Genomic DNA, 21,098 nt, shown 5'->3' with positions numbered 1-21,098 from the left:
AAACAAAGCGCCTTCTTGACCTTGCTTTCATTATAGCGACAGGCAGCGCCCAAAGCATCGTGCCATGTACATGATAATTGCAGCAATTTTCGATACTTTTTGTTTGTGTATCGACAAAAGTTCATCCACTGATTCCTGCGCCGACGACCAACGGAAAAGTTGGTAATGTGCAGAACCTTTCGCCCCATGTCTGACAGTATGGGAGTACCCCCACCAACTCGAACCTTCGGACAAGGTGCAAATGATACAAATGAAACAGGAAAAGACTTCCTCATCGACTGATTTTGTTGTAAAATACAGGAAGAAATAGACATTTTATGTATTTCGGTATGGGGGAGTGCTTATGGAATCACAAAAGGGGCACCGGTCCTTGCGATCTGAAATTGAGCATCATATAAAAAAGCACGGTTACACACTCAGGAAACTAAGTGAATTAACTGGCATTAATCAGGGACATTTAAGTGCCATCCTGAATAGAAATCCTCCTCGGGCGATAACGATTAGGCAGCTAGACGCTTTGGCTGCGGCTTTTGGTCAGGTTCCGGGATGGCTGTACGAATTGTACGAGGAAGAGTGTTTCTCCGACGGAAAAGTATCACGGCCGCGACTGGTGCCATACCTAATTCGCTGTGCGGAAATCGGAAGGCAAGATTGTATTGAGTCTATCGTCTCCAAGTTGCTGGAGAACCCGAAACATGTGTCGATTCTTTTCTCCGTGGCCGAACATCTATTTGAAAGCGGGAAACGAAAAGAGGCGGTTCCATTTTATCAGCTCGTAATTGATAACGAAAAGGATAGCCACGCCGATTGTTTTGTGTTGGCTCACTATCGATTATTTCAAACTTTGCAAGGAACAAATGCAGAGGAACATTGGGAGGCGGTTATCCGCTTTGAACCCTATCGAAAGCGGCTACCTGAACCGTATCAGTTAGATGCTTTACTAAAACTGGCTAATGTTTGCTTTATGGTACAAAAGTGGAATCAGTTTGAAACATACGCCGACGAATTGCGTGCCCTCGCAACGGCAGTTTATGAAGACGAGCTGCGCAGACGGAAAAGTAACAAGGACTGCGCACCGTTAAAAACTGAGCGTCACCTGGTTGTTTACTATGGACAAGGATTTCTTACAAAAGGCGTAGCATTACAAATGCAAGGGAGGTACGAAGAAGCCAAAAAGTATGTGCAGGGATATGCCGATCTGGGATGGTTTCCATTTTTGGACGAAGTTGGTCGAAAAGAAGTCGAAAAGTTCCGAATCTGGGCAAAAGCCAATCTCTATACCCTTGATCTGTTGATGGGGAATATCGACGTTCTACCGGAGTATGTGGATTTTCTGGTCAATCACCCCGCCGAAATACCTGCCGGATTATCAACAATCATGGAATCAGCCAGTAAATTTGACTTTTCCATCGATCACATTCTGGAACATTTCTCCGAAGAAATCAATCATTTTAAGAACTATCAAGATCCGATTAATATTAGCAGATATTCTCATTTTGGGTATTGTAAAGCTATCTATGAGTTTAAAAAGGGGCGTATTGCCAAAGCTCTAGAAGAAACGTTATGCTGCCTTTCCCTCGCGGACAGGATGAATCATCACCAAGCCTTTAAAAAATGTGCAGAATTATTTTGGGAGCATCGACCTCAAGCATCTTCACATCTAATGAAGTAAGCGGTATTTCAAATGTCGAAACGTTGCTGGTTGATACAAGTCAACGGTGACCATTCTTACACTTGGAATGGTCGGTTAAGAGATAAATCACAAGCACCCTTAGAGGTGCTTTAGTGTGTAGACAAAGTGGCTGCTGGGGGGAGAAGAACGTTTCCGTCATCCGCTCCGTGCTCGCCCAGCAAGGAAGCATAGACTGCACGCTCCGCATCGATTTGCGGGGGATCGCCAAAGTCGCATCGCTACGAAGCCCATTCAGAGGTGGCGCTCCTTTTTCCCGCAAATCGCTGCTCCGCTCGGTAGGGCTCACAAGTCACTCTGCCTGGAAACATGCTTCTCCTTCGATGCAGTCGGTTTGTCTTCAGTCTGAAGCACCCTTAGAGGTGCTTTTCATTATTCCATATTTTTCAATCTGGAAGTTTTGGGATACCATTGTATAGTTATTATTGTCCTATTTTGTCTGAAAAAGGAGGAAAAGCCCATAGATACAATGACATGTGAAAAGGACGTTCCTCCTCGCCAGAGCAAAGGAACGCACCCAAAAAGAGAGGGACGACACATTCATGTAACATGTACCATTCAGCAGTCTGAACAGGAAAGAAGCCATTTCCCACATATTCATGACTTGTCAGCGACAACAGAAGAACTGCGCCGGCAATTGATTCAATTGGTTCAGGAGACGGGCAGCCTGTCAAATGATACCGTTGTGGAGCTAAGCCAACGCTTGGACCAGTATATTCTGGCGATTCAAAACAGGATGAATGAGGAAAAGAAGCAGACGTAGAACGAATACTACCCACACTCTAGGGAACCAGTATGAGCGGCTGGTTCTCGATTTGTTTACCGGGCTTTAACGATATACGCCGCCCCACTTCTCGGCGTTGTTCCCCGCCAAAGCTGTCCGAACCGCCTTTTTCCCCGGGGACAGATTCACGCTGAATGGGTCATGGTCATTCCGGCAGCCCCGTATCAATCATATCCCGGCGGTGACACCGCAAAACGGTGATAAACCCATCCAAAATGTCATGACTGACCGAAAATCCTTTTCGTTTATAGAATTCCAAGGCGTTCGTATTGCCGTTTGAGACAAAGATAAAAAAATCGTCGACATCATCAAATTGTTTCAACCACTTCATGGACATATGGAAAAGCTTGGAGCCAATCCCCTGTTGTCTGTACTCTTCTTTCAGATAAAATTGGGATAGACACCCGACATTGTTTCTACGAACAGAAGACAGGTCAAAAAACGTGGCAAAATCGTTTGCATATGTTTCCTTGGGCGAAATGTTTGAATACACGTACCCTACAGGTCTATCATCGTCTTTCACTACTACAATATGATTGTGCAGTGCACGTTTTACGGAAGGAATCATCCGTGTTTCAAAATTCATGTTGTCAAACAATTCCGGCTTTATGTAGGCTTTCGACTTTTGATAGGCCATGAGTTCATTGCATAAATCTCTGCAGCATTCAATGTTTTCAACAGGGATACTTTCATATCGGATATTCATGAAGTTCACTCCTCACCTGTGCGAATGCGTAACGCCCTGCAAGTGTTGCAGATCCTCGATTCCCTCCCTATCATTGTAATTCATCCTTCCATGAAAACAAGTGAGCCGTATTATCCCACGTCAACCAAAAACGTCTGATGCTTGCACGACATTCGCCCTTCCTTGTTATGTTGCAGCGGAACCTGTTGGTCACCAGGCAGCCCCTGCTTTCTCCCTTGCACGTAAAAAAAGCCCTCCCCAACGTGAGGGCAGGGTTGGTTTCACAGACTGAAACATGTGAAAAAACAAAGGGAGGTACCGATTCTCCCTTTGCATAACCATTGATGCATGTGAATCCATCCTAATTGTCGCAAGAACAACCTACGATGACCAGCAGAATGAACAGTACCAGGATCAGCCCAAACTCGTCGAACCCGTTGAAGATTCCACTCATGGTTGGATGCACCCCCTCCCGTTGATTCAGTACTATGCTATGTCGTGAGGAGAAATCGGGTATAGACCGGTATCATGAAATGGAAACAATTTTTACGGAGCAGTTACAAGGGGATGAAGAGTGCCCGATTCCGGACACCCATATAAGCCCGCCAACTGGTCTGTCGTTTCGCACGCATGCCGGGTACCTCCATCGCAGGAATGGATGTTGGCAATGAGGCAACGAAAAAGCGTGTAGGCCGTTGTCTACACGCTGAAGGCTGTGCGCGATTGCGCCGGTTTTTGTGAGGATCTGCTCCTTTAGCAGAAGCGGTCTTCCCCTAAGAGAAAGAAGAATAGGAGCAGGATCAGAATGAACCCAAAGATCCCCCCTCCGAAAAAGCCGCCCTTTCGGAAATCGCTCATGTGGTTCCCTCCCTTCCATCCCGACATGAGCAGGACGTACAGTGATTGTCCCTGCCATGGTTATACTATGTAAAGCGGAATCGGCCCGTCTCGATTCTCGTCTACCTGGAAGCCAAAACAGGCGGGGACCCGTCCGATTTCACCATACAGAAAAAATAGGGAAGCTCTCGCGGGAGCCATAGAACCCGCAGAGACAAGCGGGAAGACCACTACTAGAACCCCTGCAGGATTGGGCACAAAATGTCGGATGGGTCCATTCCACTCCTGCTATGCTATGGATAAAGGAGGTCAATTCAATGGATTTGCTGACGAACATGAACAAGGCAATCAAGTATATCGAAGAAAATCTAACGAACGACATTGATTGTAAGGAAGCGGCACGGCTGGCTTTATGCTCCGAATATCACTTTAAACGGATGTTTTCCTTCCTTGCAGGGATTACCCTATCAGAATACATCCGCCGCAGGCGTCTGACACTTGCTGCATTTGAGCTTCAAAACAGCAGCGTAAAGGTCATCGACATCGCGATGAAATACGGGTACAACTCGCCTGATTCGTTTGCCCGCGCTTTTCAGAACCTGCATGGGATCACACCGTCGGAAGCCAGAACGAACGGCCATTCCCTCAAAGCCTATCCACGAATGACCTTCCAGTTATCCATTAAAGGGGGAAACGAAATGAACTACCGCATTGTAGAAAAAGAGGCATTTCGCATTGTGGGGATTATGAAAAGAGTTCCCATCATTTTCAAAGGGGTGAATCCGGAAATTGCCTCCATGTGGAAAAGCCTGGATGCCGAAACGATCCATACCCTCAAAAGCCTTTCGAATGTCGAAACGATGGGACTGATTCAAGCATCCACGAACTTTTCCGAAGGCCGTATGGAGGAAAAAGGAGAGCTCGATCACTACATTGGCGTGGCAACCACGAACGAGTGCCCGGATGGCCTCTCACAGCTTGAAGTTCCTGCCTCCACCTGGGCTGTATTCGAAGCAGTCGGCCCCTTTCCCGACACGCTGCAGGATGTCTGGGGACGCATCTATTCCGAATGGTTTCCCACCTCACACTATGAACAAACAGAAGGTCCGGAAATCCTGTGGAACGAGCATGCAGATGTAAGTTCCCCAACGTTTCGAAGTGAGATATGGATTCCGATTGCGAAAAAGGAATTGATTGCGTGAATCACCGGATTCCGGTCGTGGATGTCGAGGACAACCTGTATCGACGCTTGGCCAGGAATTATGTGTTGCAAAGAAACAACGGGTATGATACCATACTTGTAATTTATGGATGGGGGTTGAAACAGGATCATGTAATCTTTCTTGCAAACGATAAAGAATAAAACATCAAAGCGAAATGTTTCGCCTGTTTTATTTTTTGTATGCAAGAAAGTTACAATATCCTATCACGCAAACCCTGGATCCTGATCTGACTCCGTCTGGGGTTGGATTTGCTGTATGGATGTGAGCTGCAGGAATGTAACTTTCTTGCAGCTTTTCTATTTTTCATACAGGAGGATCCTTTCATGTCATTGATCAACGTGACAAACCTGACGTTTGCCTATGACGGCAGCTACGATACCATCTTCGAGAACGTCAGTTTCCAAATCGACACCGCTTGGAAGCTGGGATGTACGGGAAGAAACGGCAGAGGCAAGACAACCTTGCTCAAATTGCTGCTGGCTGAATACGAATACAGCGGAAACATTTCGGCCCCTGTCGACTTTGACTATTTCCCGTTCCCTGTCGAAAACAAGGAACATCTTACCCTTGATGTAATCAACGACATTCTGCCGGACTACCAGCACTGGGAACTCCTGCGTGAACTTTCGCTGCTGCAGGTGTCTGAGGATGTGTTGTATCGCCCCTTTGCTTCACTGTCCAACGGGGAGCAGACGAAAGTGCTGTTGGCTGCGTTGTTTCTCAAGGAAAACCGTTTTCTGCTCATCGATGAACCGACCAATCACCTTGACATGCACGCCCGAAAACTTGTCAGTGATTATCTCAACACCAAAAGCGGATATATCCTGGTGTCTCACGACCGAGCATTTCTGGATAACTGCGTCGATCACATCCTTTCCATCAACAAGACCAGCATCGACATTCAAAAAGGCACGTTCTCCGATTGGTGGGAAAACAAAAAGAGACAAGATGCCTTTGAGCTTGCCGAAAACGAAAAGCTCCGAAAAGAAATGAAGCGCTTGTCGGAGGCTGCCAAACGTACGAGCGACTGGTCGCACGCAGTGGAAAAAACGAAAAACGGCACAAGAAATTCCGGTTCCAAGGTAGACAAAGGGTATATTGGCCACAAGGCCGCCAAAATGATGAAACGCTCGAAAGCCATTGAGCACAGACAGCAATCGGCTATGGAAGAAAAGTCTCGGCTCCTGAAAAATATCGAGACCTCTGACAGCTTGAAGATTTCACAACGCGCCTTTTATAAAAACCGACTGGCCGAACTTGAGCATGTATCGATTTATTACGGAGAGAAGAAGGTTTGTGCCGATATCAGTTTTTCGATTGAGCAGGGCGAGCGGATTGCGCTTTCCGGTAAAAACGGTTCCGGAAAATCAAGTATTCTCAAACTGATTTGCGGTGAGGATATCCGCTATACCGGCACGTTCAGAAAGGGAAGCCAGCTTACCATCTCCTATGTTTCGCAGGACACCTCACACTTACAGGGCAATCTGACGGACTACGCCCGAAACAATGGGATAGAGGAAAGCCTTTTGAAATCGATTTTACGAAAACTTGATTTTTCCCGAGATCAATTTGAAAAGGACATGTCCACGTTTAGCGGCGGCCAAAAGAAGAAAGTGCTGATTGCCAAAAGTCTGTGTGAACCCGCTCATTTGCATGTCTGGGATGAACCGCTTAATTTTATTGACATCCTTTCCCGCATGCAAATCGAAGAGCTGCTGCTTGAATACTCGCCAACCATCCTGTTTGTGGAGCATGACCGTGCCTTCTGCGAAAAGATTGCCACCAAGATCATCGAACTCTAACGGAGAGCGATCGCTTCATCTCGGCAGCGGCAGTCTGGGATTTTCGTTTTTCGTCCAAAGACTGCCGCTTGTCTTTCGCTTGTATTTGTAACAAGTCAGTTTCATACGTATGTACAAAAGCTGACAATCCATGACTGCGGGTATTTTTAACGAGGGGGTCTCTGGGATGGATCCCCTTGACCGCTTCTTCCCGAAACGCGACCTTCTCGATGGACAAGATTCTTTGGGGATCACTTGGAGAATTCATAATGATCAAAGCCCTCCTCACAAACGAGAAGGGCTTTGACAGCTTTTTGCGGCTGTTTTCGTCTGGTTCAGGGGCAGGTGACCCGGCAAAAACACGTGGGAACATGCAGCGCATCGGCTCGTCGGCGGAAAGACCTCTACGTCCGAAACTTGCCGATCAGACCATTCAAATCGTCCGCCATTCTGGACAAAACACCGGAAGCGGCAGACACTTCTTCCATGGACGAGGATTGCTGTTCGGCGGCTGCAGCGACATGCTGAGCGTGCGCGGATGTCTGCTGGGAAAGGGGCGTAATATTGCGGATGGTACTCACCGCATGTTGGGAAACCTGTTCGATTTCCTGCATGGATACAACGATTTGGCTGATTTGGCACAAAACATCGTCAATCGCCGAGTGAATTTGCCTGAAGGCGTGATCCGCCTGATCTGTCATTTGCAGACCTTCGTCCACCGCTGCTCTGCCCTCGTTCATGCCCATCATGGTATTCGCCGTTTCGTTCCGAATCTGGTCAATCAAGTGTTGAATGTGATTGGCCGCCTCCGCAGACTGCTCCGCCAACTTGCGAACCTCGTCGGCCACCACTGCAAACCCTTTTCCGTTTTCGCCGGCCCGGGCCGCTTCGATGGCGGCATTCAGCGCGAGCAAGTTGGTTTGCTTGGCGATGCCGGAGATCAGGGAGACAATTTCGCCGATTTCGTTCGATTTCGCTCCCAGTGCATGGACGGCATCCACCATGCCATGAACTTTTTCGGCGATCATGCGCATGTGGCTGATCGCCCGTGACACGGCACGCGTTCCGTCGGAGGCCGTGTCGGTGGCGTGAAGGGCCGCTTCTTTCGCCTGGTTCACTGCCGTTCCGATCTGCGCCATTTTGCCTGACACATCCAGCACCATGTCCTCGGCTGTACTGATCATTTCCACCTGATGGGCGGCATCGGACGCCACCTCCGTAATCGCCGACGAAATCTGTCTGGCAGCCTTGTTGGTCTCATCGGCACTCATGTACAGTTCTTCCGATGCGGAGGCCATTTGTCGCGCGCTGTCGGACACTTTGTTGATAACGCCTCGAATCTCGTCCTGCATGGTTTGCAAGGACCGGGCCAGGGAACCGATTTCATCGGTGCGGGCAAGCAGGCGGGAAGGAAGCGTTTGCGTAAAATCGCCGGCCCCGATTCGCTGCATGTGTTGGATGGCTAAACGAAGCGGTCCCGTGATGCGGCTCGCCAAGATGAACGCGAGGACCGTCGCGACCAGGACTGCCAGAACGACCAGGGCGACGATCAAACGGTTCAAGGCGTTCAGTGTCGCGTACAGTTCATCCTTCTGAATAAAGGCGATGTACTTCCAGTTCGTCTTGTCGGATGTGTAGACATTGGCGAGGAAATCCACACCGTTCACCTTCACGTCATACTGCCCGGTTGTCAGCTTGCTGGCGTCCCCCCATCCGGAAACATTCATCTCTTTGAGAGGTTTAAAATTCATCTCCTCGTGTTTGGGATCAGCCAGAATCGTTCCGTCCTCCTGTACAATCACGACATAGCCGTTCTCCCCGATGCGGATATTCCGAATCATGTCCGTCAGTCCTTTCAAACTGACGTCAAGCCCCTGTACCCCGATCACCTCCCCCTTGTCGTCTTTGATCGTTGTCACCGTGCTCACGATGACGGTTTGGTCTTCCTTTGCGTAATAGGCACTCGTCCGGATCACGTTTCCCTGGTTTTTCATCGCTTCGATGTAATAAGGGCGCTCCGCCGGATTGTACGGCAGCGTAATGGTGTCGCCGTCCGGCCATTGAACGTACCCGCCGTACTTGGTCGCCATGTAGACGTAAGCGGCATTCGGGTGGGTCTTGGCGTAGAGTTCGTAAACCTTGTAGATTTCGGATTCGATCCCGCCGTTTTTCGACGGCGTGAAATCTCTCGTTCCCGTTCCTGTCAGGTAGCTGGTAATCGTCTGATCCGCTTTTTTGACAGTGGGATGTTCCGCAAGCATGGCGGTATTTTGACTGACTCCTTCAAAAAACGAATGGATCGTATGATCTACATGAATCAGTTCTTTCGATGTCGAACGGATAAACTGCGCCACACTTTCTTCTTCTGTTTTCTGTTGAAGAACGGCACTCAAAAGCAGGATGGGCGTAATGCTTACCATCAAACATAGAAAAATCAGCTTACCTTTCATGCCGAATCGAATGTGCAAAACCGGTCACCCCGTCATTCCTCGACTATTGGAAAAGCCGTTGCCACTCCGGCATGTTGTCGATTCTGGAGGACTGAACAGCGGACAGTCCGGCGTGGCACTCCCAAACACAGTCTTCTCAAAAACACGGCGGGCGAACGCCAGGAAGCGGCGCCGCCCGGCCAGTTTTTTTCCTCGCGACTGGCTAATGATTGGTCAAAAACCCGCCGCGAAATCCCTTCGGTTCATACGCAACCACAAAGGCATGCGGCTCAATTTCGTAGATTTCCTGAAACATGCGGTGCTGATGCTTTCGCTTGAGGACGATGGAGAGGATCAGCCGCGGCCCTCCCCTGCCCTCTCCGGTCCAGGTGGTTACCCCGTATCCCTTTTCCCGCAAACGCTGCGGCAAGGGGGAATCCAGGGATGGAGTCACCACGTTGACGGTGATGTAACCAATGGCCAGCCGCTCCTCGATCCTGACTCCAATCAGGACCCCGGCCCCGTAACTCAGGCAATACGCCAGCAAGTGAAGCGGGCGGTCCAGGTTGTCCAGCACCAGCTTGAATCCGACGAAATAGATGCCGATTTCCACGGAGCTGATCACGGCCGCCAGATAGCGGATCCCCTTGACCATCAGAATAAAGCGGACAGACAGCAGGGAAACGTACAACATCTGCAAAAGGATGATCAGCAGTACGGTTTTCATCGCGACAAGATCGCTTCCGCCAGCCGCCGCAGATCCTCCGTGGTGGAATCGCGGCAGTTGTTTTGCCGCATGGGCGCGTTTTCGACCGACTGCATCACCTCTACCAGCCGGACTTGATCCGCCAGAGACAGCCCGTCGTCTTTCAGCGAAAGGTTCAACCCGGTCGATTCCACCAACCGGGCGAACGCCTCCGCTCCGGCATAGGCTAACGCCCGTTCGTCCTGCCAGGTGTCATGTACGCCCAGGGCGCGCGCGATCTCCGCGTGCACCTCCACCGCTGCCTCCGCGTTCCAGGCGTAAGCGTGATACAAAGCAATCGCCACCGCCCGACCGTGATGAATTCGCGCCAAGGTCCCCAGGGCGTGCCCGATGCAGTGGGCGATTCCGGTACCTCCCTGTTCGATGGCAAGGCCCGCCAGCATCGCTCCCACGCTGAGACTGCCGCGAGCCTCCAAGTCGCCAGGCTCGCGGATCGCTTGCAGCAAGTGCCGGGAGATAAGCTGAATCGCCTTCATGCCAAGGCCGTGAATGACAGGATTGCGCCTTTTGCCCGCGGCCGCTTCCATGGCGTGCACGAGGGCATCCAAACCGGTGGCCGCGGTCAAGTGGGGCGGGAGCTTCACGGTCAATGCCGGATCCAATATGGCCAGATCAGGTGCCAAATCCCGGTCCCATCCCCATACCTTCCGTTTTTCGGCCGTCGAGAACACCACGGTACTCGTCACCTCTGCTCCCGTACCGGAGGTGGTCGGAATCATGATGGTGGCCACACGCTTGGGTGCGAACGGATGGGCCATGAGCGCATAATGTTCCGCAGGATGACGGTCGCCGGCGACCATCGCCGCCATCTTGGCCACATCCATGGCCGATCCTCCGCCAAGCCCGATGACGCAGGCTGCTCCCGACTGGCGAATGATGTCAGCCGCACGATCGATCGAATCGGACGTCGGATCGCTTTGCACCTCGGCAAACAACCGTGTCTCGACACCGGACTCACGCAGAGCGTCCACCACGTCCCCGGCCACGCCCGCCTGCACAAGTCCGGGATCGGTGACGAGAACCGCCTTGCCCTGGCCGCTCAGCCGTTTGACGTCTTCGCCCACTTGCCGGGACCTGCCAATGCCAAAGGAAACCTGGGTGCGAATGGCAACATCAAATGCCGTCATGCGCCATCTCCTCCCAACACGACCACCGTCCTGCCGACATTGACGGCATCCCGGTCTTCGAACGAAGCAAACGCCTTATTGATGTCTTCTAACGGAATCCGATCCAGCACCAGTTCATCCAACTGGAATTTTCCTTCCAGATACAGGCGGGCAATGATCGGGAACTCGCGAAACGGGTTGACATCTCCGTAAAAGCTTCCTTTCAGCATTTTGCCCATCCGGTGGAAACCGCCTGCAGGAAGCGTCAGTTCCTTGTGGGAAGGAAACGCCCCGACCACCACCGTCGTACCTCCCTTACGCGTCGCTTTCCAGGCCGATTGGGCTGCCGCCGTGCTGCCTGAACAATCAATCGCGGCATGCACGCCGTGCCCGTCCGTCAGTTCCCGGATGGCTTCCGCTGCGTCTACCGTCGACACGTTGACGGTATGGGTGGCTCCGAATCGCTTGGCAATCTCCAGATTCTTCTCCTTGACATCGCAGGCGATGATCCGCGACGCCCCGCAAATCCGTGCGCCCTGAATGGCGTTGACGCCAACCCCGCCGATGCCAAACACCGCGACATACGAGCCCGGCTCCACGCGGGCGGCGCGAACGGCCGCACCATACCCGGTCGCTACGCCGCACCCGATCAGGGAGGCCTGAATCAAGGGCATCCCTTCAGGCAGCTTGACGCAGCTCATCTCGGGCACAACGGCATATTCGGCAAAGGTGGACAGCAGGGAATTGTGGTAGACGATCTCTCCTCCCCGGCTCAACCGGCTGGTGCCGTCCAGCAGCGTTCCGGCGAACATCGGTCCGAAAGCGGATTCGCACAGATTGACCTTCCCCGTCTGGCAGCACTCGCACGTCCCGCAATACGGCACCCAGCTCAAGGCCACCCGGTCCCCGACTTTCACCGTTTTGACTTGGGACCCTACCTCCACAACAATGCCGGCCCCTTCGTGCCCCAGAATCGTGGGCACAGGGGTTGTCTCGTCGTGCAGCGCGTTGTAATCGCTGTGGCAAACGCCGGTTGCCACGATTTTTACCAACACTTCGTTCGCCTTGGGCGAGGCCAGCTCAACCGATTCGACAACCAGCGGCTGCCCTGCCGCCACCATGACGGCTGCCTTCATGTTCATCCCGACATGCTCCTTTCCTAATGGGCGATCCAGATTGCTTTTGCCTTGGTGTACGACTGCAGGGAATGAATGGCGTATTCCTTGCCCCAGCCGCTCTGCTTCCAGCCGCCGAACGGGCTTGCGAAGTCGTAGCAGCCGTATCGGTTGACAAACACCATTCCCGCCTGGAGCCGTTTGGCCACGCGGTGGGCACGGGCGACATCGTTGGTCCACAGGCCCGCGGCCAATCCGTACATGGTGTCGTTTGCCATACGAACCACTTCGTCTTCATCCGCAAACGGAATCACCACAAGCACCGGTCCGAAAATTTCTTCCTGGGCGATCCGCATGCCGTTTCGGACGTCGGCAAACACCGTCGGCCGCACAAAGTAGCCGTCCGCGTTGGAACCGGCGGTATCGCGATATCCTCCCGCAGCGACGGCCGCTCCTTCCTGCTTGCCGATCTCGATGTAGCGCAAAATGCTTTCCATGTGAGCTTTCGACACTTGCGGCCCCTGATCGCTCTGTGGATCGAACGGATCGCCCAGGCGGTAGGAGTCAGCCATCTGCGCCAGTCGAGCGACCACGTGATCGTAAATGCGCCGCTGCACGAACAAGCGGGTCGGCGCCGAACACTTTTCCCCCTTGTGGGTAAACAGGCCGTAGAACGAGCGTTGGATCGCGCCTTCGAGGTCCGGGGCATCTTCAAAGATGATATTGGGCGACTTGCCGCCAAGCTCCAGCGTCACCGGCTTCAGATTGGAGTCGGCGGAATCGTGCACCAGTTGTTTGCCGACCGCCGTGCTGCCCGTAAACGACACCTTGTCCACGTCCATGTGCCGGGCGATATGGGAGCCGACCTTCCCCTCCCCCAGGATCAGGTTGATCACGCCGGGCGGAAGCACGCCCGCTTCGTGAATGATCTCAAACAGGCGGATTGCCGAAAAGCTGGTTACGCTCGACGGCTTGAACACAACGGTATTGCCCATTGCCAGGGCCGGCGCGATTTTCCACACCCCCATCACGATCGGAAAATTCCACGGCACGATCTGTCCGCAGACACCGATGGGATCCCGCGTCGTAAAACTGACAAAATCACCTTCCACCGGGTTGACTTCGCCGTAGTACTTGTCCACCCAACCGGCGTAGTAGTCAAACAGGTCGGCCGCTTCCGTCACATCGTCGACGTACGACTCCTTGTACAGCTTGCCGTTGTCGAGCGATTCGATGGTGGCCAGTTCGGCATGGTGTTCGCGGATGAGTTCCGCGATCGCGTGCAAGGCCTTCCCCCGGTCCTTTCGGCTCATCCGCGCCCAAGGCCCCTGTTCGAAAGCGGCCCGTGCGGCCGCCACCGCCTTGTCGACATCACGGGCATCGGCCCCCTGGAAGCGGCCGAGCACCTGGCCGTTCGCCGGATTGACCGATTCGATCAGCGATCCGCTGCCGTTCACCCACTCGCCGTTGATGTAAAGCGACTTGACCGGTTTGAGCCACTCTTTTGCCCATTCCAGCTTGGGGGGCTGCATGTTCGTCATGGTTTTTCTCTCCTCCCGTACGTTTCTTTGATTTCCTCCGGAGTCAGGTTTTTTACCAATTCGGAAAGTTCCCGGTACCCGTACGTTTCTTTCAACGCGACGACCAGAGGCACAAAACTGTTGGCGTACGCTTCACACCGCGAAAGGTTTGCGCGAATGCCGCGAACGCAATAACGCTCAAACTTCGCTACAGCGCTGGCCAGCATCTGCATGGCCTCCATCGCCAGGATGCCGGCCAGGCCCTCCCAGACGTTCAAGTGCAGCTCGCCATGTTCGATCGCCATCTGGACGGCATGATCGTAGGCGGTCACCAAAAACCCGCACTGGATCAGCGTTTCCGGAACGACAGGATTCACTTTGCCGGGAAAGAATGAGGAGCCTGCCTGCACCGCCGGCAGCCGAATCTCGGCCAGGCCCGCTTCCGGACCGGACGACAGCAGCCGAAGATCCTTGGCACATTTGACGAGCAGGCCGGCAAGAAGGCGAAGTTCGCTGGATACCCGAGCCAGATCGTCCGGATGCTGCGCCGCATCGTACAGGTTTTTCCGGTGGCGAAGCGGCAGTCCGGTCACCTCCCGCAGCGCTTCGAGGATGTGGGCGCGGTACGCATCCGACGCGCCGGTTCCGCAGCCGATCACGGTCCCGCCCAAGTTGACGGCATGCAGTTCATCAAGGGCGGCACGCAGTGATTCAAGCCGGCGCCGCAGCGCAGCGGAAATACCGCTGAATATGACGCCGAGCGATACTTTCATCCCGTCCTGCAAGCACGTCCGGGCAATCGTCTCGACGCCTCCCAGTTCCCCGGCCTTCTCCTCCAGAGCGTCCGCCAGGGACGAAAGTGCGCGGCAAAGCGGTTCGGCCAGTTTGAGCAGGGCTACCCGGATGGCGGTATGGCACACGTCCGAGGTAGACTGGCTGGCATTCACATGGTCGACAGGATCCACCCCGGGACCGGCCAGGCGGGCAATGACCTCGTTGATGTTCATGTTGATCCCGATGCTTCCGCCGCCGTGAAAGACGTCGACCGGAAACTGGTCATGATGCCGCCCGGCGATCAACAGATCGCACGCAGCGACAATCGCGTCACGAATCGCCTCGTCGTACTGTCCGGCTCTGCCGTTCGCCAACGCGGCTGCTTTCTTCACTTCCGCCAGCGAAGAAATGTACACGGGAAAATGGGACAGTATCCGGCCGGAAAACGTCAAATTCTCCACCGTTCTCAGGGTGTTGATGCCGTACAAGGTTCCTTCGGGAAGCGCCGCCGTTCCAAAGTTGTCCGCTTCGATCCTCACGTTCGTTCACTTCCCGTACGAGACAGACTGTCGAGAATGTGGGACAACCCGATCATCCCGGCGAAGTGTCCCCGTTCGTCAACGACCGGGATCGATTTCTTCCCGGTTTCCACCAGGCGGGCAAAGGTATCAGACACACTGTCGTCCAAACCGACCGGGTCGGAAGCATCCGCGGCTGCTGCCGCTTCGGCTGCGCCCGACAGGCGAAGAACATCCCGGTTTTTCAACAGGCTCATCCGGCGGAAGAGGCTGCGTTCACCGACCAACTGCCTTACAAAATCGTTGGCCGGATTCGCCAAAATCTCGTACGGTGTACCTACCTGGACAACCCGTCCGCTCTGCATCACCACAATCCGGTCAGCCAGGCGCAGGGCTTCGTCCACGTCGTGGGTGACGAACAAAATCGTCTTTTTCAACTGCTTTTGAATCCGCAGCAGTTCATCCTGCAGGCTGGTGCGGGTGATCGGATCGATCGCGCCGAACGGTTCGTCCATCAGCAAAATGGACGGATCAGCCGCCATTGCCCGGGCAATCCCGACGCGCTGCTGCTGCCCTCCCGACAGTTGGCGCGGGTAGCGCTTGCGGTAGATGGCAGGGTCCAGATGCACCATTTCCAACAGTTCGTCTACCCGCTTGTCGATCCGATCCCGGTCCCATCCCAACAGCCGGGGAACCACCACAATGTTGTCCTCGATCCGCATGTGCGGAAACAGCCCGTTCTGCTGGATCACATAGCCGATTCGGCGGCGAAGCTCTTCCCCTTTGATGGTCGATATGTCGACACCGTCAATCTCGATGACGCCCTCCGTCGGTTCGTACAGACGATTCACCATTTTCAGCAGCGTCGTCTTGCCGCATCCGGAGGGACCGAGAAACACGATGAACTCGCCCTCGCCAAACACCAGGTCGACACCGTCGACGGCTGGTGTCTTGGCGCCGGGATACATCTTGCTCACCCGTTTAAAGACGATTCCCACTCATTTCCCTCCCTTCAGAAGTTTACGTTGAGGTATTTGATCTCCAAGAAATCGTCAATGCCCTGTCTGCCTCCTTCCCGCCCGATCCCGCTTTGTTTCATGCCGCCGAACGGCGCCTGCACGTACCCCAGGACCGACTCGTTGATCCCGATCATGCCGTATTCCAGGCGGTCGGCCACACGCATGGTGCGGGCCAAATCCCGCGTGTAGAAGTAGGCGGCCAGTCCGTACGGCGTGTCGTTGGCCAGACGGATCGCTTCCTCCTCCGTCGAAAAGGGAATCAGCGGCGCGACCGGTCCGAACGTTTCTTCGTGGAAAATCTGCATCTCGCTGGTTACGCCGGACAATACGGTCGGCGCATAGAAGCAGCCGCTTTGATAAGAATCTCCTTTCAGCCGATCGCCTCCGCACCACAGTCGGGCGCCTTTGGACACCGCGTCGACCACGTGACGATGGACCTTGTCCAACGCTTGCTCGTGGATCAGCGGCCCCATCTGAACGCCCGGCTCCAGGCCGCTGCCCACTTTGAGCGTCTGCACACGGGAGACAAGCGCTCGGGCAAAATCGTCGGCGATCGATTCGTGCACGAAGATGCGGTTTGCGCAAATGCACGTCTGCCCGCCGTTTTGAAACTTGTTGATCATCAGCCCTTCGATGGCACGGTCCACATCCGCGTCTTCAAACACGATAAACGGCGCGTGCCCGCCCAGCTCCAGCGACACTTTTTTCACCTGTTTCGCCGATTGTTCCAGCAGGTACTTCCCGACGGCGGTGGAACCGGTAAAGCTGATTTTTTGCACCAACGGGTTCTCAAGAAATTCCCGGCCGATTGCTTCCGCTTCCCCCAGCACCAGGTTGGCCACGCCTTTCGGCAAACCCGCCTGCTCGAATACCTCGAACAGGGCAATTGCCGAAAGCGGCGTTTCCGGCGCCGGCTTTACCACCACCGTACAACCCGCGGCCAGGGCCGGAGCCAGTTTGCGCGTAATCATCGAGGAGGGGAAATTCCAGGGAGTGATGGCCGCGACCACCCCCACCGGCACCCGGTGAACCAGGATGCGCTGCGTCTCCTTGCTGGGCGGAACGATCTCGCCGTACACCCGCCGGCTTTCCTCGGCGTACCACTGCAAGAAGTCCGCCCCCCAGACGACTTCCCCTTTGGCTTCCTCAAACGGTTTCCCCTGTTCCAGCGTCATGATGCGAGCCAGACGATCGGCGTTCTCCACGACCAGCCGGTACATGGTGCGCAGGAGCTCGGCCCGTTCATCAGCGCTTGTCCGTGACCACGTGCCAAACGCGCGGTGCGCCGCTGCAATCGCTTCTCTCGCTTCCTCCCTTCCGCCGTACGCGACCTCGGCGACGGTTTCGCCGTTCGCCGGATTGGTGACGGCACAGCGAAGGCCCGATTTGGCCTCTGTCCACGCTCCGTCGATATACATCCGCGTTTCCATTGGTGGATCCCCCTTACTTGACCAGTTCGTGCTGTTTCAAAAATTCCCGCGCCACTTCTTCCGGTTCTTTTTTCTCCGGACCGTCCACTTCCCAGTTCAGCTTCTGCATCACTTCGTCGGTCAACAGCGAGCTGAGCTTGTTCAGCGGCTCCTTGATCTCCGGGTACATGTCCAGCTTTTCTTTACGGATGATCGGAGCCACGTTGTACACCGGGAAAAAGCCGATGTCATCCTTGATCAGTTTCAGGTTGTGGCCGGCGATGTCGCCGTCGGTACCGACCGACACGGTGACGTCCGACTCTCCCTGCAAGAGCGGTTTGTAGCGGATGCTGTAATCGATCTGGAACTGTTTTTTGAATGTGAATCCGCCTTTGTCGGCAAACGCTTTTTGCAGTCCAGGCAGTCCGTCTTCGCGGACATCAAACTCCTGCGGGTAGGACAGCACCAGGTCTTTGGCATGCCGGGCGAGGTCGGTCAGCGTTTCAATGCCCAGCTTGTCGGCCAGATCCCGTTTCATCGCAAACCCGTACGTGCTGTTCAACGGCGCCGGATCCAGCCACTCGATGTTCCACTGCTTGAACCCTTCCTTGTTGATCTCCAGCACTTTCTGCTGGTCTTTCTCCACAGGACGCTTCAGGATGGCGAGGATCCCGGTTCCCGTGTACTCAGGGTACATGTCCACCTGACCGCTTTTGATCGCTTCGAACGTAACCATCGTTCCGCCGAGATTCAGCTTGCGCTCGACAGGAACGCCGTTCGCCTCCAGTACCTGCGCGTACATTTCTCCCTGCAGCACGTTCTCCGTGTTGTTTTTCGAACCAACGACAACCGGCTCTTTCTTGCCGCCGCCACCGTTCGCCGAATCGGACGAACCGCAGGCGGACAAGGCAAACGCCGTTGCTGCCACGAGCATCATCGAGAGCAATGTCCGTTTTTTCATGAAAATCCCCCTCTTTCCTCGTCAAGATGTGTACATGGTCACTCGCTTCAGCAGGAGCGAAAAACCGACTTCGCTCACGATCGCCAGAAGCGCGATCGGCACCGCGCCCAGCATCAAAAACGTAACATTGAACATGGCGATGCCGTTCATGATGTAGTTGCCCAGGCCTCCTCCCCCGATCAGCACCGCCAGGGAAGCGCTTGCAATGATTTCCACCGAAGCCGTTCGCACACCGGCTACAATTACCGGCAGGGCCAGCGGAAACTCCACCTTTAAAATCGTCTGCATCGGACTCATCCCCATCCCCTTTGCGGCCTCACGGATGAGCGGGTCCATTTCCTTGAACGCCGTGTACGTGTTGATCAGGATGGGCGGACAAGCAAGCACGGTCAAGGCAAGCAGCGCCGGCAGGAATCCCACCCCCAACAGCGGCATGGCCAGGGCCAGGACGGCCAGGCTGGGGACGACCCGGCAGACGTTGACCGCGTTGATGACCGCATCCGCGATCCTCGCTTTCCTGGAGATGAACACGCCCAGCGGCACGCATATCAGCATGGCCAGGACAATCGAAGTCAGACTCAACACCACGTGCTGGACGGCGTTGGTAAAAAAGACGGACGCGTTGGTCGCAAAGTACGCCTGGAGATCCTGCAGCACGATGGTTCACCTCCTTTCACGACATGTTCGGACTGAGGAGCCGCTCGATCGCCCGGAACAACAGATCGGTGCCGATGGCCAGGACGGCAATGGCAATCGTTCCGGCGACGATCTTGTCCGTATGCGTACGGTACAACCCTTCGAAGATGAGCGTGCCCAGCCCACCCGCATTGATCCAGGCAGCCACGGTGGCGATGCTGATGATCGACACGGCGGCCACCCGGATCCCCGCCACGACCACAGGGACGGCAAGCGGGATTTCGATCTGAAAGACGATCTGCGCCTTGCTCATGCCCATCCCCTTGGCCGCCTCGATGATCAGCGGGTCAATGCCTCGGATGGCAGCCGCCACGTTTCGGACGAGAATCATCTGGGAATAGGCGATCAATCCGATGATGGCCGTTTCCGGCCCCAGCCCGGTGACGGGAATCAATAACGCAAACATGGCCAAACTTGGAATGGTGTAAAGGATGCCGAACAAGCCGGTCACCGGGACGTACAGCCGCTTGTACTTGGTGATGGCGATTCCGATGGGAATGGCCAGCAGCAGGGAAATGCAGAGCGACAGGGCGGTCATGGACAAGTGCTCCAGAAACAGGTCCAGGACCCGATCCGTGTGGGTGAGCAGGTACTTCATGAGGACTCACCCACGTACACCCTGTCGTATTTGAACCGCTCCAATGCCACAAGATCCAGTTCGATCCCCAGTCCGGGCTTGTCCGGGATCACAAGATAGCCGTCCTTGTCCACCTCCACCTTCACAGCCTGCACAAAATCCCGCCGCTCCGGCGTCCAGGCCGGCGGATCATACGGGTATTCCAAATAGGGGCAGTGGCTGACCGCCGCAGCCAAGTGGAGATTGGCCAATAAACCGATCCCGTTCGACCAGGTGTGCGGACTGAACCAGGCGCCGTTCGCCTGAACCATGTCGGCCACCTTTTTAACCTGGGTAATGCCGCCGGCCAGGGCGACGTCCGGCTGGTACACATCGAGCGCTCCCAATACGCTCATCTCCCGGAAGTCGTGCCATTTGCGATTCATTTCCCCACCGGCGATGCGGATTTCCACCAGTTCCCGCAGTTTCGCCATACCGCGAAAATCGTGATGCGGCAGAGGCTCCTCCAACCAGAACACGTTTAGCTGCTCCAGTTCTTTGGCCACCTGCAAGGCCAGCTTCAGATCCCAGCACGGCTGCACGTCCCACGGCATCTTCCATCCCTGGTTGGCATCCACCATGATGTGCAGTTTGTCGCCTACCGCCTTGCGCACGGCTTCGACCACTTTAATGTCTTTTCTCGGGTCATCATGATGAAAACGGATTTTCATCGCCTTGAATCCCTGCTCGACCAGCATCTGCGCCCGTTCAGCCCGCACCTCTGGTTCGACAATCTCTCCCGTGGAAGCGTATGCAAGAATTTTGCTGTTTCTTGCCCCCAGCAGCTTGTATACAGGTTGACCGGTTGCTTTTCCGATCAGATCCCACAGCGCCAGGTCCAGCGGCCAGCATCTTCCGTAGTGGAAATCAATGTTGTCGATCACCTGCCAATGCCGTTCGATCGCAAATGGATCCTGGCCGATAAACAAGTGTTCGTGTCCGGCAAAACCCTTCATCAAATCTCCCGAACCGATTCCGGTCACTCCTTCGTCCGTGTGCACGGCGACGATCGTAGTCGCAAACTTTTTTCGCGGTTGGGGATCCCACGCCGCCTTGAACGGAGGATCCAGCGGAAGCAGATAATGTGAAATTTCAATGCCCGTAATTTTCATGCCCTCACCTCTTTTCATTCAGTCATCGGAAGACTTGAGCAAATCCCGTGCCAACTT

General features: G+C 54.5%; 18 protein-coding genes. 4 read left to right on the top strand and 14 right to left on the bottom strand.

What is annotated here, in order from left to right; all coding sequences use genetic code 11:
• Nucleotides 1-343: 343 nt before the first annotated feature.
• Nucleotides 344-1,672 carry a helix-turn-helix domain-containing protein gene (locus A6764_RS10060; protein ID WP_065066628.1) on the top strand — a complete coding sequence of 443 codons (1,329 nt, stop codon included), beginning with the start codon at nt 344-346 and terminating at the stop codon, nt 1,670-1,672.
• 487 nt (nt 1,673-2,159) lie between these two features.
• Nucleotides 2,160-2,453, top strand: a complete 294-nt coding sequence (locus A6764_RS10055) for an aspartyl-phosphate phosphatase Spo0E family protein (protein ID WP_065066629.1) — start codon at nt 2,160-2,162, stop codon at nt 2,451-2,453.
• Nucleotides 2,454-2,619: 166 nt separating this feature from the next.
• Here the strand turns inward: A6764_RS10055 and A6764_RS10050 are convergent, their stop codons facing one another.
• Nucleotides 2,620-3,180 carry a GNAT family N-acetyltransferase gene (locus A6764_RS10050; RefSeq protein WP_029098795.1) on the bottom strand — a complete coding sequence of 187 codons (561 nt, stop codon included), beginning with the start codon at nt 3,178-3,180 and terminating at the stop codon, nt 2,620-2,622.
• Nucleotides 3,181-3,520: 340 nt separating this feature from the next.
• Nucleotides 3,521-3,613: a YjcZ family sporulation protein gene (locus A6764_RS10045; RefSeq protein WP_029098794.1), complete on the bottom strand. Its 93-nt coding sequence runs from the start codon at nt 3,611-3,613 to the stop codon at nt 3,521-3,523.
• Nucleotides 3,614-4,313: 700 nt separating this feature from the next.
• Here A6764_RS10045 and A6764_RS10040 point away from each other — a divergent pair.
• Complete coding sequence (locus tag A6764_RS10040) at nt 4,314-5,198, top strand: AraC family transcriptional regulator (protein WP_065066630.1); 885 nt, start codon at nt 4,314-4,316, stop codon at nt 5,196-5,198.
• A 344-nt stretch (nt 5,199-5,542) separates the two neighbouring features.
• Nucleotides 5,543-7,021: an Lsa family ABC-F type ribosomal protection protein gene (locus A6764_RS10035; protein ID WP_065066631.1), complete on the top strand. Its 1,479-nt coding sequence runs from the start codon at nt 5,543-5,545 to the stop codon at nt 7,019-7,021.
• Between the two features lie 383 nt (nt 7,022-7,404).
• Here the strand turns inward: A6764_RS10035 and A6764_RS10030 are convergent, their stop codons facing one another.
• The 12 genes from A6764_RS10030 to A6764_RS09975 all read right to left on the bottom strand — a co-directional run bounded on the left by A6764_RS10030 (nt 7,405) and on the right by A6764_RS09975 (nt 21,041).
• Nucleotides 7,405-9,354 (bottom strand): methyl-accepting chemotaxis protein, encoded by a 1,950-nt coding sequence (locus A6764_RS10030; RefSeq protein ID WP_176703230.1) that lies wholly within the window; start codon nt 9,352-9,354, stop codon nt 7,405-7,407.
• 298 nt (nt 9,355-9,652) lie between these two features.
• Nucleotides 9,653-10,156: a DUF2179 domain-containing protein gene (locus A6764_RS10025; RefSeq protein ID WP_035297144.1), complete on the bottom strand. Its 504-nt coding sequence runs from the start codon at nt 10,154-10,156 to the stop codon at nt 9,653-9,655.
• Nucleotides 10,153-11,322 carry an iron-containing alcohol dehydrogenase gene (locus A6764_RS10020; RefSeq protein ID WP_065066634.1) on the bottom strand — a complete coding sequence of 390 codons (1,170 nt, stop codon included), beginning with the start codon at nt 11,320-11,322 and terminating at the stop codon, nt 10,153-10,155. The genes A6764_RS10025 and A6764_RS10020 overlap by 4 nt, the downstream gene beginning before the upstream one ends.
• Nucleotides 11,319-12,443, bottom strand: a complete 1,125-nt coding sequence (locus A6764_RS10015) for a Zn-dependent alcohol dehydrogenase (RefSeq protein WP_065066635.1) — start codon at nt 12,441-12,443, stop codon at nt 11,319-11,321. Before A6764_RS10015 ends, A6764_RS10020 begins: the two co-directional genes overlap by 4 nt.
• A gap of 17 nt (nt 12,444-12,460) precedes the next feature.
• A complete protein-coding gene (locus A6764_RS10010) occupies nt 12,461-13,957 on the bottom strand; it encodes an aldehyde dehydrogenase family protein (RefSeq protein WP_065066636.1) in 1,497 nt (498 codons plus the stop codon).
• Nucleotides 13,954-15,249: a lyase family protein gene (locus A6764_RS10005; protein WP_065066637.1), complete on the bottom strand. Its 1,296-nt coding sequence runs from the start codon at nt 15,247-15,249 to the stop codon at nt 13,954-13,956. The genes A6764_RS10010 and A6764_RS10005 overlap by 4 nt, the downstream gene beginning before the upstream one ends.
• A complete protein-coding gene (locus A6764_RS10000; RefSeq protein ID WP_255309626.1) occupies nt 15,246-16,226 on the bottom strand; it encodes an ABC transporter ATP-binding protein in 981 nt (326 codons plus the stop codon). The genes A6764_RS10005 and A6764_RS10000 overlap by 4 nt, the downstream gene beginning before the upstream one ends.
• Nucleotides 16,227-16,240: 14 nt before the next feature.
• Nucleotides 16,241-17,677: an NAD-dependent succinate-semialdehyde dehydrogenase gene (locus A6764_RS09995; protein WP_065066638.1), complete on the bottom strand. Its 1,437-nt coding sequence runs from the start codon at nt 17,675-17,677 to the stop codon at nt 16,241-16,243.
• 13 nt (nt 17,678-17,690) lie between these two features.
• Nucleotides 17,691-18,617, bottom strand: coding sequence for an ABC transporter substrate-binding protein (locus A6764_RS09990; protein ID WP_051188161.1), 927 nt, complete (start codon nt 18,615-18,617; stop codon nt 17,691-17,693).
• Between the two features lie 21 nt (nt 18,618-18,638).
• Nucleotides 18,639-19,274 (bottom strand): ABC transporter permease, encoded by a 636-nt coding sequence (locus A6764_RS09985; RefSeq protein WP_065066639.1) that lies wholly within the window; start codon nt 19,272-19,274, stop codon nt 18,639-18,641.
• 16 nt (nt 19,275-19,290) lie between these two features.
• Nucleotides 19,291-19,911, bottom strand: coding sequence for an ABC transporter permease (locus tag A6764_RS09980; protein ID WP_065066640.1), 621 nt, complete (start codon nt 19,909-19,911; stop codon nt 19,291-19,293).
• Entirely contained in the window at nt 19,908-21,041 is a 1,134-nt protein-coding gene (locus tag A6764_RS09975; RefSeq protein WP_065066641.1) for a mandelate racemase/muconate lactonizing enzyme family protein, read from the bottom strand. Before A6764_RS09975 ends, A6764_RS09980 begins: the two co-directional genes overlap by 4 nt.
• Nucleotides 21,042-21,098: the final 57 nt, after the last annotated feature.

This window comes from Brevibacillus sp. WF146, assembly GCF_001673705.2.
Lineage (GTDB): Bacteria > Bacillota > Bacilli > Brevibacillales > Brevibacillaceae > Brevibacillus > Brevibacillus thermoruber.
Note: the sequence above shows the minus strand (reverse complement) of the source record. Positions and strands in the feature narration are given on the sequence as shown.